12 protein-coding genes are annotated in these 15,794 nt (G+C 40.5%); 9 read left to right on the top strand and 3 right to left on the bottom strand.

Going from position 1 to position 15,794, the window contains the following annotated elements; all coding sequences use genetic code 11:
* Positions 1–284: 284 nt before the first annotated feature.
* Both XEN7305_RS25350 and XEN7305_RS25345 read left to right on the top strand, forming a co-directional pair.
* Positions 285–2,792: an FG-GAP-like repeat-containing protein gene (locus tag XEN7305_RS25350; protein WP_006512410.1), complete on the top strand. Its 2,508-nt coding sequence runs from the start codon at positions 285–287 to the stop codon at positions 2,790–2,792.
* A 222-nt stretch (positions 2,793–3,014) separates the two neighbouring features.
* The gene (locus XEN7305_RS25345) at positions 3,015–3,794 is read left to right on the top strand and encodes an SDR family oxidoreductase (RefSeq protein WP_006512409.1); all 780 of its coding nucleotides are present in this window, start codon (positions 3,015–3,017) and stop codon (positions 3,792–3,794) included.
* A 242-nt stretch (positions 3,795–4,036) separates the two neighbouring features.
* Here the strand turns inward: XEN7305_RS25345 and XEN7305_RS25340 are convergent, their stop codons facing one another.
* Positions 4,037–4,657 (bottom strand): Uma2 family endonuclease, encoded by a 621-nt coding sequence (locus XEN7305_RS25340; RefSeq protein ID WP_006512407.1) that lies wholly within the window; start codon positions 4,655–4,657, stop codon positions 4,037–4,039.
* Between the two features lie 136 nt (positions 4,658–4,793).
* Between XEN7305_RS25340 and XEN7305_RS25335 the strand changes: the two genes are divergently transcribed.
* From XEN7305_RS25335 to XEN7305_RS25320, 4 genes are all read left to right on the top strand, one after another.
* Entirely contained in the window at positions 4,794–5,360 is a 567-nt protein-coding gene (locus XEN7305_RS25335; protein ID WP_006512406.1) for a TRAP transporter small permease subunit, read from the top strand.
* Entirely contained in the window at positions 5,357–6,694 is a 1,338-nt protein-coding gene (locus XEN7305_RS25330; RefSeq protein WP_006512405.1) for a TRAP transporter large permease subunit, read from the top strand. The genes XEN7305_RS25335 and XEN7305_RS25330 overlap by 4 nt, the downstream gene beginning before the upstream one ends.
* Positions 6,695–7,050: 356 nt before the next feature.
* Positions 7,051–9,345, top strand: coding sequence for a 1,4-alpha-glucan branching enzyme (gene glgB / locus XEN7305_RS25325; RefSeq protein ID WP_006512404.1), 2,295 nt, complete (start codon positions 7,051–7,053; stop codon positions 9,343–9,345).
* Between the two features lie 146 nt (positions 9,346–9,491).
* Positions 9,492–10,997, top strand: a complete 1,506-nt coding sequence (locus XEN7305_RS25320) for a CIA30 family protein (protein ID WP_006512403.1) — start codon at positions 9,492–9,494, stop codon at positions 10,995–10,997.
* Between the two features lie 48 nt (positions 10,998–11,045).
* On the opposite strand, the gene XEN7305_RS25315 is transcribed toward XEN7305_RS25320, so the two are convergent.
* Positions 11,046–11,474: a DUF1824 family protein gene (locus XEN7305_RS25315; protein ID WP_006512402.1), complete on the bottom strand. Its 429-nt coding sequence runs from the start codon at positions 11,472–11,474 to the stop codon at positions 11,046–11,048.
* A gap of 89 nt (positions 11,475–11,563) precedes the next feature.
* Here XEN7305_RS25315 and btpA point away from each other — a divergent pair, with 89 nt between their 5' ends.
* Both btpA and XEN7305_RS25305 read left to right on the top strand, forming a co-directional pair.
* Positions 11,564–12,412 (top strand): photosystem I biogenesis protein BtpA, encoded by an 849-nt coding sequence (gene btpA / locus XEN7305_RS25310; protein WP_006512401.1) that lies wholly within the window; start codon positions 11,564–11,566, stop codon positions 12,410–12,412.
* Positions 12,413–12,557: 145 nt separating this feature from the next.
* Positions 12,558–13,535, top strand: a complete 978-nt coding sequence (locus XEN7305_RS25305) for a vitamin K epoxide reductase family protein (protein ID WP_006512400.1) — start codon at positions 12,558–12,560, stop codon at positions 13,533–13,535.
* An 84-nt stretch (positions 13,536–13,619) separates the two neighbouring features.
* Here the strand turns inward: XEN7305_RS25305 and XEN7305_RS25300 are convergent, their stop codons facing one another.
* Entirely contained in the window at positions 13,620–14,501 is an 882-nt protein-coding gene (locus tag XEN7305_RS25300) for a TetR/AcrR family transcriptional regulator (RefSeq protein ID WP_006512399.1), read from the bottom strand.
* A 162-nt stretch (positions 14,502–14,663) separates the two neighbouring features.
* Here XEN7305_RS25300 and XEN7305_RS25295 point away from each other — a divergent pair, with 162 nt between their 5' ends.
* Entirely contained in the window at positions 14,664–15,662 is a 999-nt protein-coding gene (locus XEN7305_RS25295) for a Rieske 2Fe-2S domain-containing protein (RefSeq protein ID WP_006512398.1), read from the top strand.
* The last annotated feature ends 132 nt before the right edge of the window (positions 15,663–15,794 follow it).

The following is a 15,794-nucleotide window of genomic DNA, read 5'->3' as shown; positions in this document are numbered from 1 at the left end:
AAACTTTTTCCCTCTCCAAAATCAGACATAGATTGCCAAGTCGCTTTATTGAATAAAGTAACAACTTTTTATTATATGAAGAGTTTTCACATATTATGTATTTTAGATAGTTCAAGTATGATGATTTTGGTGCAAACCAAAAATAACTCTTATTTCACAAGGGTTCTGATGCTCTTATAAAATCGCCATTTTAAAATTTTTAGCAGAATGGCAAGGATTCTATAACTCAATCCGCACCAAACGTCTGATACTTTTTTGTACATAAGTATTTCAGGAGGTTAGCGATGTTTCAGCTCAGAAACTACGCTAAAACAATTTTAGTATTATGTTTCGCTGTGATGATCTTGATAGTAATGCCAGGAATTGCTATGGCACAATCACAGGCAGACGCACCAAGACTCTTTGAAGCTATTTCAGAAGTTGATGCACGAATAGCTGATAGCCCAAAGTTTGCAGATACCGTTGAACCAGGCGTAGTTATTCGCGAAAGAACTGTTCAACTGAATAGTTCTGTTCTATCAAATCAAGTAATGGATAGATCCTTAGACGCTAAACCAGGACCTATCAACATTCCTCTTTTTGACGATATCAGCATTAATGTGGTCACTGAAGAACTCGATACGCTAGAAACTGGTCTCACGAATTGGATTGGTCACACAGAGAAATCTGATTTTACCAATTTTATATTTATTGTCGACGATAACAAGCTAACAGGGAATGTGACAGTTGGGAATCGGTTTTTCAGTATTCGCCCATCCGAGGACGGACTACATAATATTGCGGAGATTGATCGCAATGCATTTCCAGAAGAATTGGATTCCGAAGAACCCCAATTTGATGCGTCTGATACTTTAGACCTGGAATCAAACTCAAATATTGAGATGGATGAGACACCGATCATCGATGTCATGGTTTTATACACAGATGACGCACGTCAGGGATCATCAGATATTGATGCAGAGATTGCACTGGCGATGCTGGAAACAAATGTTTCGTTTCGGAATAGTGGGATAAATACACGCATTAATTTAGTGCATAGTACTCAAGTTGACTATACAGAAAGTGGTAATCTTCGAACTGACAGAAATCGCCTTCAAAACCCATCTGATGGCTTTATGGATAACATCCATAATTTGAGAGATCAGTACAACGCTGATCTTGTCGGTCTGTTAGTTGAATCTGGAGGTGGCTGTGGTATTGCCTACATCATGAACCCCGTGTCTGTTGCCTTTGAAAACTTTGGATTTGCTGTAACAAAGCGGGATTGTGCAACTGGTAACTTCTCATTCGGGCATGAGTTTGGCCATATATTATCTGCTCGTCATGATCGCCTAGCTGACCCGACAGATAACAGACCATTCGCTTTTAATCATGGCTTTGTAAGTGTACCTAATCGTTGGCGTACAGTCATGGCCTACAATAATCAATGCAGGAACAGCGGCGTTAACTGCACTCGTATCCAGTTTTGGTCTAACCCAGACGTTACTAGAGACGGCACAATTATGGGAGTCCCGATTGGTAACCCACAAGCTGCGGATAATCGCGCTGCCATTAATATCACTGCCGCTACTGTGAGCATGTTTCGCAATCCCAGTGTCGGGAGTTTCAATATAACCAATGGCGATATATCAAACTTTGCTAGCTGGGCAACTCGCAATAATGTACGATCACTGACTGGGGATTTCAATAACGATGGACGCACGGATGTCGCCCTGCTTCGTCAAGATAGTGGTTGGTCAACGATGCCTGTTGCTTTTGCCAATGGTGACGGTAATTGGCGCATTACCAATCATGGTATTGGTAGCTTTGCTAGTTGGGCCACTGCCAGTGGTGTTCTTCCTTTAACTGGAGATTTCAACGATGATGGACGTACAGATGTTGCTCTGCTACGTCAAAATGGCGGTTGGGCAACGATGCCTATTGCCTTTGCCAATGGTGACGGCACCTGGCGTATTACTAATGAAAGTATTGGTAGCTTTGCTGGTTGGGCCACTGCCAGTGGTGTTCTTCCTTTAACAGGAGATTTCAACAACGATGGACGTACAGATGTTGCTCTGTTGCGTCAAAATAGCGGTTGGGCAACGATGCCTGTTGCCTTTGCCAATGGTGACGGTACCTGGCGCATTACCAATGAAAGCATTGGTAGTTTTGCTGGTTGGGCCACTGCCAGTCGCGTTCTTCCTTTAACTGGAGATGTTAATGGTGATGGACTTACAGATGTTGCTCTACTCCGTCAAAATAGTGGTTGGGCAACGATGCCTATTGCTTTTGCCAATGGTGACGGTACCTGGCGTATTACCAATGAAAATATCGGTAGTTTTGCTGGTTGGGCAACATTAAGTAATGTTCATGCTTTAACTGGCGACTTCAACGGTGATGGACGCACAGATGTTGCCCTGCTCCGTCAGAATAATGGTTGGGCAACGATGCCTGTTGCTTTTGCTAATAGCGACGGTACTTGGAGGATTGTCAATAATACTATTGGTAGCTTTGCTGGTTGGGCCACTACCAGTGGTGTTCTTCCTTTAACTGGAGATTTTAACAACGATGGTCGTACAGATGTTGCCCTACTCCGTCAAGATAGTGGTTGGGCAACAATGCCTGTTGCTTTTGCTAATAACGACGGGACTTGGCGTATCACCAATGAAACTATTGGTAACTTTGCTAATTGGGCCACTGTTAGTGATGTTTTGCCATTTGCTGGGGATTTTAACAATGATGGACGCACAGATGTAACCCTACTCCGTCAAAATAGCGGTTGGTCAACGATGCCTGTTGCTTTCGCTCAATAAAACCGTTGAATTTTATTCTCTTGATTGACAACTTTGCTATTAAGTAGAACTGTCAGTCAAGAGTTTTATAGTCTTGTAGATTATTGTGTTCAAAGAGATTTCCTCGTAAATCTCTTTTTGTCATATTTTTACTGCCTCTGCCAGAACTTGCCCTCGAATTCATTATTTAAGGCTTTTGACGTTACAATTTTTAACAAATATTTGAATATCTAATGAGTAAATATGAAAACAGCTTTAGTTACAGGTGCATCGACTGGAATTGGTGCCGAATTTGCCCGACAACTAGCAGCGCAAAAAACCAATCTTGTTTTAGTTGCCCGTTCAGAAGATAAACTTCAAGAGTTGGCGGCTCAGTTGGAATCAGAACAAGGGATTCAAACCTATGTCATCGCCCAAGATTTGACGGCACCGCAAGCAGGAGCAACTATCTATCAAAAAATTGAGCATCAAGGATTAAACATAGATTTATTAGTTAATAATGCTGGGTTTGGCGATTATGGAACCTTTAGCGATCGCCCTTTAGAAAAGCAAATGTCGATGATTCAACTAAATGTCAATGTTTTAGTAGAGTTGACTGGCCTATTTTTACCAGCGATGAAACGCCGAGGAGAAGGTGCGATTATCAATATTTCTTCTATTGCAGGATTTCAACCAATTCCTAGAATGTCTGTTTATGCAGCCACCAAAGCCTTTGTGCTCAACTTTACCGAGGCTCTATGGGTGGAGAATAAAGATACAGGTGTCAAGATTTTGGCAGTATGCCCAGGCCCCACAGAATCGGAATTCTTTAAAGCAGCTGAATTCCCTGCCTCATTGATGGACAAAAACAACAGCAGTATGAAATTAACTTCTAATACTGTAGTCGTTGCCGATGCGCTCAAAGCATTGGAAAGCAAACAGTCTAATATTGTAACTGGCGGTTTTGTTAACCAAATTATTGTTAATTTACCAAGATTTTTGCCTAGGGATCTCTTGCTTAAACAAATAGCAAAAATATTTTAGATTATTTCTTGCTTAAATTAGTAGCAAATTATGGCGGAGCGATAAAGAGAAGAATTTAAAAAATCTTTCAAAGTTGAGCTGCAAGACCGTTGTACTGAATTTGAGGCTTGCTTTACTGCTATAGAACAGGGTTTAGCTTCTGAAAACTATTATTTTGTAACTAAGTCTCTCGCAGACTTTGCCTCTCTTTTTGGGAAACAGTTGCAACTTGAAACTTTTCAGAAACTAAAAAATCAACAAAACTACTCATTTACCTGTATCTCCTTCATAAAAGCATTCATCGCCTCAAGTTTGGATGACATCAAAACACAACGAACTAATAAAGATAAATTCAAATCTGGCAATAACTCACTACCAGACACTTGTTCATATCTAAGCTTCGTTCCATCTTCAATATCTCGCAGACAATAAACGGCAATACTATCATTACTCCATAACCAAACCTCAGAAATTTTAAACTTCAAGTACTTTTCTAATTTTCGAGAGCTGCCACTAGTAATATTGACTTCAATTGCTAAATTAGGATTCTCCTTTTTCTCGCCAATATAATAGGACTCATCTGGTTCAAAGGACACTCCTTTTTCCTCGGATTCACGAGTAGCACTCCCCACAGGGATAAACTCAATTTGTTGATGAAAAAAGTAAAGTCCTAGCAACAGCGCAATCAAACTCTTCACTGTTTCATGTCCTTCACCTATGGTCATAATTTCTATTACTCCATCTAAATAGATTATTCTGACACCTGGCTGTTCCTTGATAATGCCTTGAATAGTTTTAAATTGCTGCCAACTATAGTGACCCGGCAAAACACAAGATAAATTGTCAGCTATTCTCGATTGTTCTAAACCTATTTGTGTAGTCATAAGATTTAATACTCCGACTAGAGTATGCAGAAATTTATTTTAGCCTACAAATAAAATAAAACCTCTAGACGAAACTATACTTAAACCGATAGCATGAGCAACTAAAGTCCGAGTAACAAAGATTAGAGGGAATAGTTTGCGTAAATTATTACAGCTATCTAGATTTATCGACACTGTTAATGAATGGATTGGTCGTCTTACCTATTGGCTAGTATTGTTCATGGTACTAGTCGGAGTTTGGAATGTAGTCGGCAGATACCTAGGAAGACTGGTGGGACAAAATCTCACCTCCAATGCCTTAATCGAAATTCAATGGTATTTGTTTGATTTAGTGTTTCTCTTGGGTGGAGCTTATGCCCTAAAACATAATGAACATGTGAGAGTAGATATATTCTATAAAGACTTGAATCCTCGTCGCAAAGCCCTTGTCAATTTTGTGGGCTCAATATTATTTCTGATTATTTTTTGTGCTTGGGTAATTTATTTTTCCTGGGGAACAGTGCTCAGTTCTTGGCAAATTTGGGAAACGTCTCCCGATCCTGGAGGTTTGCCTCGCTATCCGATCAAATCCTTTATCATTATTGGTCTTTTGTTATTAATCTTTCAGGGCATATCAGAAGCAATTAAAAACTGGGCTGTTTTGACTAATTATCGCGATCGCGGAAACTCTTCATTATCTAGTCGCCAGGAGAACAACCTATGAATTATGACTGGCTGGGGATTGCAATGTTCGCAGGAGCATTATTCTTATTATCCTTTGGTTATCCTGTCGCTTTTTCCCTTGGTGGGGTAGCAATTATTTTTGCCCTCATTGGTGCGGCCTTGGGCGAATTTAGTCTGAGTTTTTTCAATGCTATGCCCAGTCGAATTTTCGGCATTATGGCAAACTATACTTTGCTGGCAATTCCCTATTTTATTTTTCTCGGTTCGATGCTGGAAAAAACTGGCATAGCCGAGAAGCTACTCGAAACCATGGGGATTATCTTCGGCAGAATGCGCGGCGGTTTGGCTCTAGCGGTGGTGATTGTGGGAGCTTTACTTGCAGCTTCGACGGGAGTAGTTGCAGCGACAGTGGTGGCAATGGGCTTGATTTCTCTGCCGATTATGTTGCGCTATGGATACAACAAAGAATTGGCTACAGGAGTCATTGTTGCATCAGGTACTTTAGGTCAAATTATTCCCCCTAGTGTGGTCTTGGTTGTTCTGGGAGATCAATTGGGAATTTCGGTGGGAGATCTTTTTATTGGATCATTGATTCCTGGACTATTGATGGCGGGAGCTTTTTGTCTCCATGTAATTATCGTCGCTTGGCTCAAACCTGAAATGGCCCCAGCTTTGCCCAAGGAAGTTAGAGATATTGGCAGTAAAGCTTTGATCACAAGAGTTATTAAGGTGATGTTGCCACCTTTGGGATTGATTTTAATAGTTTTAGGTAGTATTTTCTTTGGGTTCGCTACGCCGACAGAAGCTGGTGCTGTCGGCTCTTTGGGGGCGATGATTCTTGCTTATTTTAATGGGAAATTAACCTGGGGTGCGATCGCCCAAGTATGTGATGCCACTTTACGCATTACTTCGATGGTAATGTTTATTTTACTCGGTTCTACTGCTTTTAGTTTGGTCTTCCGCGGGTTGGGTGGCGATCGCTTTATGGAAGAGATTCTAACTAATATTCCAGGAGGCGCGATCGGCTTTCTCCTAGTCAATATGGTGGTAATCTTTTTCCTCGGCTTCTTTATTGATTTCTTTGAAATTGCTTTTATTGTCATTCCCATCTTTGCCCCCATTGCCCAAAAATTAGGCTTAGATTTAGTTTGGTATGGCGTAATTATCGGTGCCAATTTACAAACCTCTTTCCTCACTCCACCTTTCGGCTTTGCGCTATTTTATCTGCGAGGGGTTGCGCCACCAGAAGTGAAGACTCAAGATATTTATCGCGGAGCAATTCCCTTTATTTTATTGCAGTTATTGGTATTATTCTTAATTATTGCTTTCCCAGGCATCGTAAGTTTCTTACCATCTTTGAAGATTGGAAGTTAGTTATAGCACTACGCAATTTGGTTAGGACATTAGTAAACGTTCAAGCCTATGGCTGGCGAACTTTTGACTCTTGACTCTTGACTCTTGACTTGCGCGTAGCGCTATAACTTCAAGCCTGCCACCTACAACCTAATTTTTGCTCTTTGTTGATAGATAGCCTAGCTTTCCCACTCACGTCTCCTAGTTATTAATCCCTAAGAGATGCTCACCTATGCTTAAATATCATCTTGTGGGTTGAAAAAAGCATAAAAATTTTATATCGAACCCAAAAATGGTTACAGTATTTATAAAATTGTGTCTTAATTTTAAGAAAATAATTATTTTCTCTTAATAAACCTCTTAATACTGGTGATTGAATGTCCTCAACCCTTGCTCCTGAACAAGTTAATCAAATAGTCAACAATCTCCACCAAAATCCATTTGAGATTCTTGGCGCTCATCCCCTTGAACAAAACGGTAAAATAAAAAGCTGGGTAGTTCGTGCTTATCTTCCCAAAGCTGATTCCGCTTGGGTAGTTTGTCCAGAAGAGAGAACTGAGTATCCCATGCATGTTGAGCATAACTCTCATTTTTTTGTCTGTATAATCGAGACACCTCAACTGGGCAACTATCAACTACGCATTAAACAAGGCGATCGCGACAGAGTCATTTATGACCCCTATGCTTTCGATTCACCTCACCTTAGTGATGTCGATATTCATCTGTTTGCCGAAGGGAATCACCATCGTATTTACGAAAAACTAGGTGCACATCTCACAACCTTGGACGGAGTTGCAGGAGTCTATTTTGCTATTTGGGCACCTAATGCCAGGAATGTTTCCATTCTGGGTGATTTTAACAGTTGGGATGGTCGGGAACATCAGATGAGAAAAAGTGGCAATGGCATCTGGGAGCTGTTTATCCCCGAATTAACTGTTGGCACAGCCTATAAGTATGAGATTAAAAACTGGGAAGGGCATATCTACGAGAAATCTGATCCCTATGGCTTCCACCAAGAAGTAAGACCCAAAACGGCTTCGATTGTAGCTGATCTTGACAAGTATCAATGGCAAGATAGCGACTGGATGGAACGGCGTCGCAACAGCGAACCATTAAATCAACCTGTATCCGTTTACGAAATTCATCTTGGTTCTTGGATGCACGCTGCCTACTCCGACACACCCCAATTGTTATCGGGGGCAGGTGAACCTGTAGCCGTTTCGGAATGGAATGAAGATGCCCGATTTTTGACCTATTACGAATTAGTAGATAAGTTAATTCCCTATGTTAAAGAATTAGGTTATACCCATATTGAAGTCTTACCCATTGCGGAACATCCCTTTGATGGCTCTTGGGGTTATCAGGTTACAGGCTATTATGCTCCGACTTCCCGTTATGGTAATCCCGAAGATTTGATGTATTTCATCGATAAATGTCACCAAAATGACATTGGGGTTATTGTCGACTGGGTGCCAGGGCATTTTCCCAAGGATGGTCATGGTTTAGCATTTTTTGATGGGACTCATTTATATGAGCATGCTGATCCACGTCAAGGAGAACATAAAGAATGGGGAACTTTAGTTTTTAACTATAGTCGCAACGAAGTTAGAAACTTTTTGATCGCTAATGCTTTATTCTGGTTTGATAAGTACCATATTGATGGTATTCGGGTTGATGCAGTAGCTTCAATGCTCTATCTTAACTATGCTCGTGAAGATGGTGAATGGATTGCTAATGAATATGGCGGTGCCGAAAATTTAGAAGCTGTAGAGTTCTTGCGTCATGTCAATAGTCTGCTCTTTAGTTATTTCCCAGGAACCCTTTCGATCGCCGAAGAGTCCACCGCTTGGCCGATGGTTTCCTGGCCGACTTATACAGGTGGTTTGGGTTTCAACCTCAAATGGAATATGGGCTGGATGCACGATAATTTAGATTATTTCAGCATGGATGCTTGGTTCCGCCAATTCCATCAAAATAATCTCACCTTTAGTATGTGGTATCACCATAGTGAGAACTATATGCTGGCTCTTTCCCATGATGAGATTGTTCACGGTAAGAGTAATATCATTGGTAAAGTTCCTGGGGATGAATGGCAAAAATTTGCCAATATTCGCGCTCTCTTTAGCTATATGTTTGCTCATCCAGGTAAGAAAACCATGTTCATGAGTATGGAATTTGGTCAGTGGAATGAGTGGAATGTTTGGACAGATCTCGATTGGAATTTATTGCAATACGACCCCCATAAGCAATTAAAGCAATTCTTTAGTGATCTCAATGGGATGTATAAAGCCCAACCAGCACTTTATGACAGAGATTTTGAAGAGCCTGGATTTGATTGGATTGACTGTAGTGACAACAATCACAGTGTGGTCTCTTTCCTGCGTCGAGGAAAAAATCCTAACGAATTTCTAGTAATAGTTTGTAATTTCACTCCCCAACCCCATAGTCACTATCGCATTGGGGTTCCTGAAGCGGGATACTATGATGAATTATTCAATAGTGATGCTGGCAAATATGGCGGCAGTAATATGGGTAATATGGGTGGTAAATGGACTGATGAATGGTCTTTCCACAATCTTCCCTATTCTCTGGATCTCTGTTTGCCTCCTTTGGCGGTGATGGTCTTTAAATTAGATCGGGTAAAAACTGAGAAAGCAATCCAAGGTTCTTAAGTGCAACTTTTCGATTAGTTATGGAATTGGAGATTGGCGATCGCATCTAAACGCGATCGCTTTTTTAGTTCCAATTAGTTCAACAATTGTTAAAGTGACTTGAGGAGGCAAAAGGTTATTAACTGAAGAAATAAAAAGTAAGAACAGTGAGCAATCAGCAACGCTCCCGTTGGGATTTGGGAAGATTTTGGCAAACCGTAACCTATTTTGAAATAATTCCTCTAGTTAATTGTTGGCAAAAATTATTTTCTCCGCGAGCAGCAAGCCACAATTCGCGACCGCAAACATATAATCAACAAGCAAAAATGAAAATATTGGTAGTAGGCGCCACCGGTGGTGTTGGCAAAAGAGTTGTCAAACGCCTTGTAGAACAAAATTATGATGTTATGGCCCTAGTTCGAGACGGGATACGAGGGAAAGAAATTCTTGGCGATCGCGTTAAGCTTTGGGAAGGAGATCTGACAATCCCCGAAACTCTCAAACCAGAAATGATCTCAGGGGTCTCAGCAGTTATCTGTTGCAGCGGCACCAAAGTTCAACCCGTAGAAGGGGACACTCCCACCAGAGAAAAATATTATCAGGGAATTAAATTCTATCTTCCTGAAGTTGCCGATAGTCCGGAACAAGTAGAATATCGGGGCATGCAAAATCTAGTTCAGCTAGTCTCCCAACATATTCAACCAATTACCGATAAAGTTCTATTCAACTTTAGCAATCCCACCACTGACATCAAAGAAACCTGGGGAGCTCTAGATGACGTGGTAATGGGTGGAGTCAGCCAAAGTAATATTCGTTTAGTGAATAATCGGGCAATTTTTGGCGGCATCGTTTCTACTGATAATAACGGAGGATTTGCCTCGGTACGTACTCGCAACTTTCAACCACCATTAGATCTGTCCGACTTTGAAGGTATTGAACTGAGAGTAAAAGGAGATGGCAAACGTTATAAATTTATTACTCGTTGCGAAGGAAAATGGGATGGGATTGGTTATTGCTATTCCTTCGATACAGTCTACAATTTCCCCACCACCATTCGCATTCCTTTCCGATGTTTGATTCCTGTTTTCCGGGCCAAAACTGTTGCCGAAGCTGAGCAACTAGATGCGAGCAAAGTCTACTCAATGCAGCTTATGCTCAGTAAATTTGAATATGACGGGACCTTAAACCCCAAGTTTGAAGCTGGCTCTTTTGGTCTTGAAATAGAATATATCAAAGCCTATAACACCAAACCAAAATCACAATTTGTCTTGATTAGTTCAGCTGGCGTGACCCGTCCTGGCCGACCTGGTCTCAACTTGGAAGAAGAACCTCCCGCTGTGCGCATGAATGAGCAATTAGGTGGTATTCTGACCTGGAAATTGCGCGGAGAAGAAGTTGTTCAAGCTAGTGGTTTGAACTATACGATCATTCGTCCTTGTGCGTTGACGGAAAACCCAGGGGATAAACCGTTATACGTTGAGCAAGGAGATAATCTTAAAGGACAAGTTGGCCGAGACGCGATCGCTGAATTGGCGATTCAAGCCATTCAATTACCCGAAGCCGTCAATAAAACTTTTGAAGTCAAAGAAGAATCGCAACCAGGAGAAACCAACTGGCAAAAGTTGTTTTCTGGGTTAACTAAAAATGAAGATGAAGATGAAGGAAATATTTGATTTTTCCGAACTGTTCCCTATTCCCTATTCTCCATTCCCCATTCCCTATTAATCCTCAAATAAATCCAACGGAAAATGACCATAGGTTCCCAACACTCGTTCATCTTCGCCCTGAATTGCCACTAAAACCCCTCGATAATCACCTGTATAAGAATCTAGATAACAAGACATTTTTTGGGTATTAAATTTAATATAAACAGGTTCATCTAACAAATCCTCGGGAATCTCTGCGACAAAATTATCTTGATAGCCGATCGCCGCTAGATAACTTTTGACTGCTGCCAAACCCTGGTTTGGATTATCAGCACAAACTCCCAAATTTTCCCATTCCGATTCTTTGATAATTAAAAGTAAAGCCTGACGCAACAGAGGATAATCTGCCGAACTGTTATTTTGTCGATCGCGATCGCAACCATATCTTTTCAGAAAATTTACTGCTTCGGCAATAGTTAATGAATTACTAGGAGATTCTGACATATTTCTTTTATATTATGAGAGACTTTAGGGTAATAAAAGGTCTTGAACGAGATAAGATAATAAGCTGGTTGGTGCAAGGATTATATTAAGTGGACTTAAAACAAACTTTTAAAACAAACAATCCGGTGATTGGAGTGGTTCATCTGCTGCCTTTGCCGACTTCTCCTCGGTGGGGAGGGAATCTCAAAGCTGTTATTTCTAGGGCAGAACAGGAAGCTACTGCTCTGGCAGCTGGAGGAGTGGATGGTATTATTGTCGAGAATTTTTTTGATGCTCCTTTTGCGAAAAATAACGTTGATCCGGCAGTGGTTAGTGCCATGACACTAATTGTGGATCGGCTCAAAGGCATGGTTACTGTTCCTATTGGGATTAATGTACTACGAAATGATGCCCATAGCGCGATCGCGATCGCAACTTGTGTGCAAACAGAATTTATTCGAGTTAATGTTTTTACTGGGGCAATGGCAACAGATCAAGGGTTAATTGAAGGTCAAGCCCATGAACTGCTACGCTACCGTCGGGAATTAGGTTCGGATGTAGGAATCTTAGCTGATGTCTTGGTCAAACATGCTCGTCCTTTGGGCACTCCTAATTTGACAACTGCGGTACAAGATACGATCTATAGAGGTTTAGCCGACGGTGTGATTTTATCGGGCTGGGCAACAGGAAGCCCTCCAAACAAAGAAGATTTAGAACTTGCTAGTGCAGCAGCAGGAGACAGCCCAGTATTTATTGGGAGTGGTGCCAATTGGGAAAATATTTCCCAACTAATGCAGGCAGCCGATGGCGTGATTGTCGCGAGCTCCTTAAAGCGTAAAGGGAACATCAATGAAACGATTGATCCAATTCGCGTTTCTCAATTTGTCGAAGCGGCTCAGACAACAGTACAAGAAAAAAAGTCTCAAAAAACTGATAGTTCAATTAAGGTTCACAATTAAACAAGAGCCTAAGCTAAAATCAGAATCATATTAGCCAGTATCGCTGTGCAAAAGTCAAGAGTCAACACCTCGATAGGGTAAGCCGAGGAAACCTCGGCACCCTTCTCGGTCAAAAGTCAAAAGTCAAAAGTTTTTTAAATTTATCATGCGCCGTAAACGTTCTCTACCTTTGATATATCGCTTGTCCAGGCCCTTAATCGGAGCGATCGCGATCGCGGGGGCAGTTCTCACCGCTTATTTAACTTTCACAAAATTATTTGGCGGAGAAGTGGTTTGTACTGCTGAGGGCACGGCAGGGAGTTGTGGGGATGTACTAAATGGCCCCTATGGCACTGTGTTTGGCCAACCTTTAAGTTTGTTCGGTTGTCTCGCCTATCTTAGTATGGCGGTTTTTGCCCTGGCTCCTCTTTTGATTAATCCAGAGCAGAACAAGAGTTTAAGAAAAAATTTAGAGAATTGGACTTGGCTGTTATTGTTAGCCGGTAGCACGGCAATGGCGGTATTTAGTGGCTATTTGATGTATCTTTTGGCATTCAAAATCCAGACTTTGTGCTTCTATTGCATTGGTTCTGCTTTGTTTGCTCTAAGTATGTTTGTTTTGACTCTTATTGGTCGAGATTGGGAAGATATTGGTCAAATTTTCTTTACTGGTGTAATTGTGGCGATGCTTACTCTAGTTGGAGCTTTGGGCGTCTATGCGAATGTTAATAATCCCATAGTAGAAACACCTGATGCCGATGGTTTGATCAAAATCACGCGGCCTCAAACTTCTCCTGAACCACCAAAAGGCTGGGAGATTACTACGATTTCGGGAGAATCGGAAATTGAATTGGCCGAATATCTTACTGCGATCGGAGCCAAGAAATATGGCGCTTTTTGGTGTCCCCATTGCTTTGAACAAAAACAATTATTTGGCAAAGAAGCTTTTAGCGAAATTGATTATATAGAATGTGCCGATTTGGAAAATCCTCGCGCCCAAAGTGCAGCTTGCAAAGAAGCCCAAATCACTAGTTACCCTACCTGGGAAATTAATGATGAGTTGTACCAGGGAACTAAGGTTTTGAGTGAATTGGCTGAGATATCTGGCTATGAAGGAACTGCTGAGTTTAAATATAAAATGTAGTAGGTAGTTGTCTGTCTATATCAGTAACGCCGATCACTATTAAACGAAGGTAGTATTTGTCTTGTCATTAGTTGTCGCAAGTTGTTACTGATTTTTGAATTGGGAGTTCAAACAATAGCGCCGTTGGTCGGTATTGCCTTTGGGCAATAATAGTTTATGTGTAATCAAGCCTTTTAAATCTCTTTGTAAAGTACGTCGTGAGATGTCTGGAAGCATCGTTTCGCAGTTTGTGATCGATATTTCAGAAGTTTTAGCTGCATAGCTTAAGATTAATCTTTGACGATGGTTTAGCTTATAAGAATTAGTTAGCTGATCTAGAATGTCGAATCGATTATCTATTGGTTTGTCTCCTAGATCATTTTTTAAATATTCTCTGAGTAGATTTTCCATCTCAATAAATATTGCTTGACTATGATCGTGATCGCTACGTAATGCCAAAAGAATTAGAGTATTGATTCCATGAACAGATATTTCTGCCAGAAGCTGTACTCGTTTATCTGTCAAGGCTGTGTTGCGTTTTTGAAATAAATTAGCTGTGAATTGGATCGCTTCTTGAGTAAAACTAGCATCAATATTTTTAAAGATTTTAGGAGAAGTAAAAAACTGCGAGAAAACAATCTTAGAGGTGGGTTGTTCAAATAGGTTTTGGAATTGAGTAATCAGGACATGAATAAAATCAGCAAAAGGTAATTGTGCTATTTCAGGACGCAATAACCGCTCCCAAATAACATAAACTCGCTCAACATGTCGTAATTCCAAAGCATTGAAAATCGCCGCTTTATCAGGGAAAAATTGATAAAGTGAACCGACTGCTGTCTCTGCTCTAGCAGCGATCGCATGAGTAGTCGCAGCTTCAAAACCTACTTCGTCAAAGACTATGGCTGCTGCGTCTAGAATTTTCTCTACACGCTCTTGACTACGTTTTTGTTGGGGTTGACGACGAAGCGGATTATTTTGAAGATTCATCTTGACAAAAGCGAATAATACGTCATATATTTAAAGCAATCGAAATAATTATCTGACTAAAAGTTGTAGTTATATGATTGTGATTGGCAACTTGCGACATCTTTTATTTTAATTGTCGCCAGACACCTATCGAACCAAAATTTATTATTGGAGAAATTTAGTATGTCGATGTTGGAAGGTGCGCCTTGGCTATTGGCTCATAAATCGATGTTACAAAAAAATCAGCCCATAAAAATTTCTCTTTATGGCAAGGATTATGTGCTCTGGAAAGATCAAGTAGGACAAGTTAATGCCTTAGCTAATGTCTGCCCTCATATGGGAGCAATGCTATCAGAAGGATGGTGTGAAGCTCTCCCAGATGGATCTAGTAAGATAGTTTGTCCTTTTCATGCTTTAGAATTCGATCACGATGGCTGTACCATTTTACCTGGCACAGACCGAAAAACTCTACCTCAGCTACAACCCTTGGAGCTCATTGTTCAGGATGATTTCATTTGGTCCTATGGTGGCTGTGCACCGCAAACACCCATTCCCGGCATTTTAGAGAAAATTAGCCAAAACTATCAATTTATTGGTCATACAGCAGATACAAGTGTAGATACTGACTTGCGATCAATGCTTTTGAATATGCATGATTACAATCATCAAAATGGGACACATCGCGATTTATTTGAAATCACTGAGGTTAAATTTGAAAGATTTATCGATAATGGTTATCATTCCGAGGCATTTTACGACAATCTCACTGCCCCTAAAACTTTCTGGCAAAAGCTAAAACAACCCAATCAGTTTTTGCTGCCTGATGTTATTAAGGCTCATTTAGAAAACTATTTTCCCTCTTTAGTTATTTTTTATGGTGATGGCCCGTTGGGGAAAATTGCCCAATGCCACCTTTTTATTCCCGAGTCTTTAACTAAAACTCGGACTTATATTCTGCTATTTGCTCAATTAAAAAATTCTTTTGCTCAGCTATTCAAAAATCAATTTTTAGAATTTAGTAAAGTTATAGTAGAGCAAGATGCTAGGATACTGACTAAAATCTATCCTAATGCACCACAGAACATTAAATTGAATAATGAAGTGGGTATGGATTGGGTGAAACGAAATTTTGTGACCTGGGAAGAATCAAAATACAAAATAATTAATAAGGATGATTATTAATAGCAGCTTTTCTATATCGTCGATTATTTATCAAACGGTATAGTGTTAATCAAATCATCTCGGTTAGATAAAGAGTCAGATCGCGAGACATAGAGCGTTATTAATTATTACCTTCAATATGGTCGTTGAGAA

The sequence above is a fragment of the Xenococcus sp. PCC 7305 genome, from assembly GCF_000332055.1.
Lineage (GTDB): Bacteria > Cyanobacteriota > Cyanobacteriia > Cyanobacteriales > Xenococcaceae > Xenococcus.
Note: the sequence above shows the minus strand (reverse complement) of the source record. Positions and strands in the feature narration are given on the sequence as shown.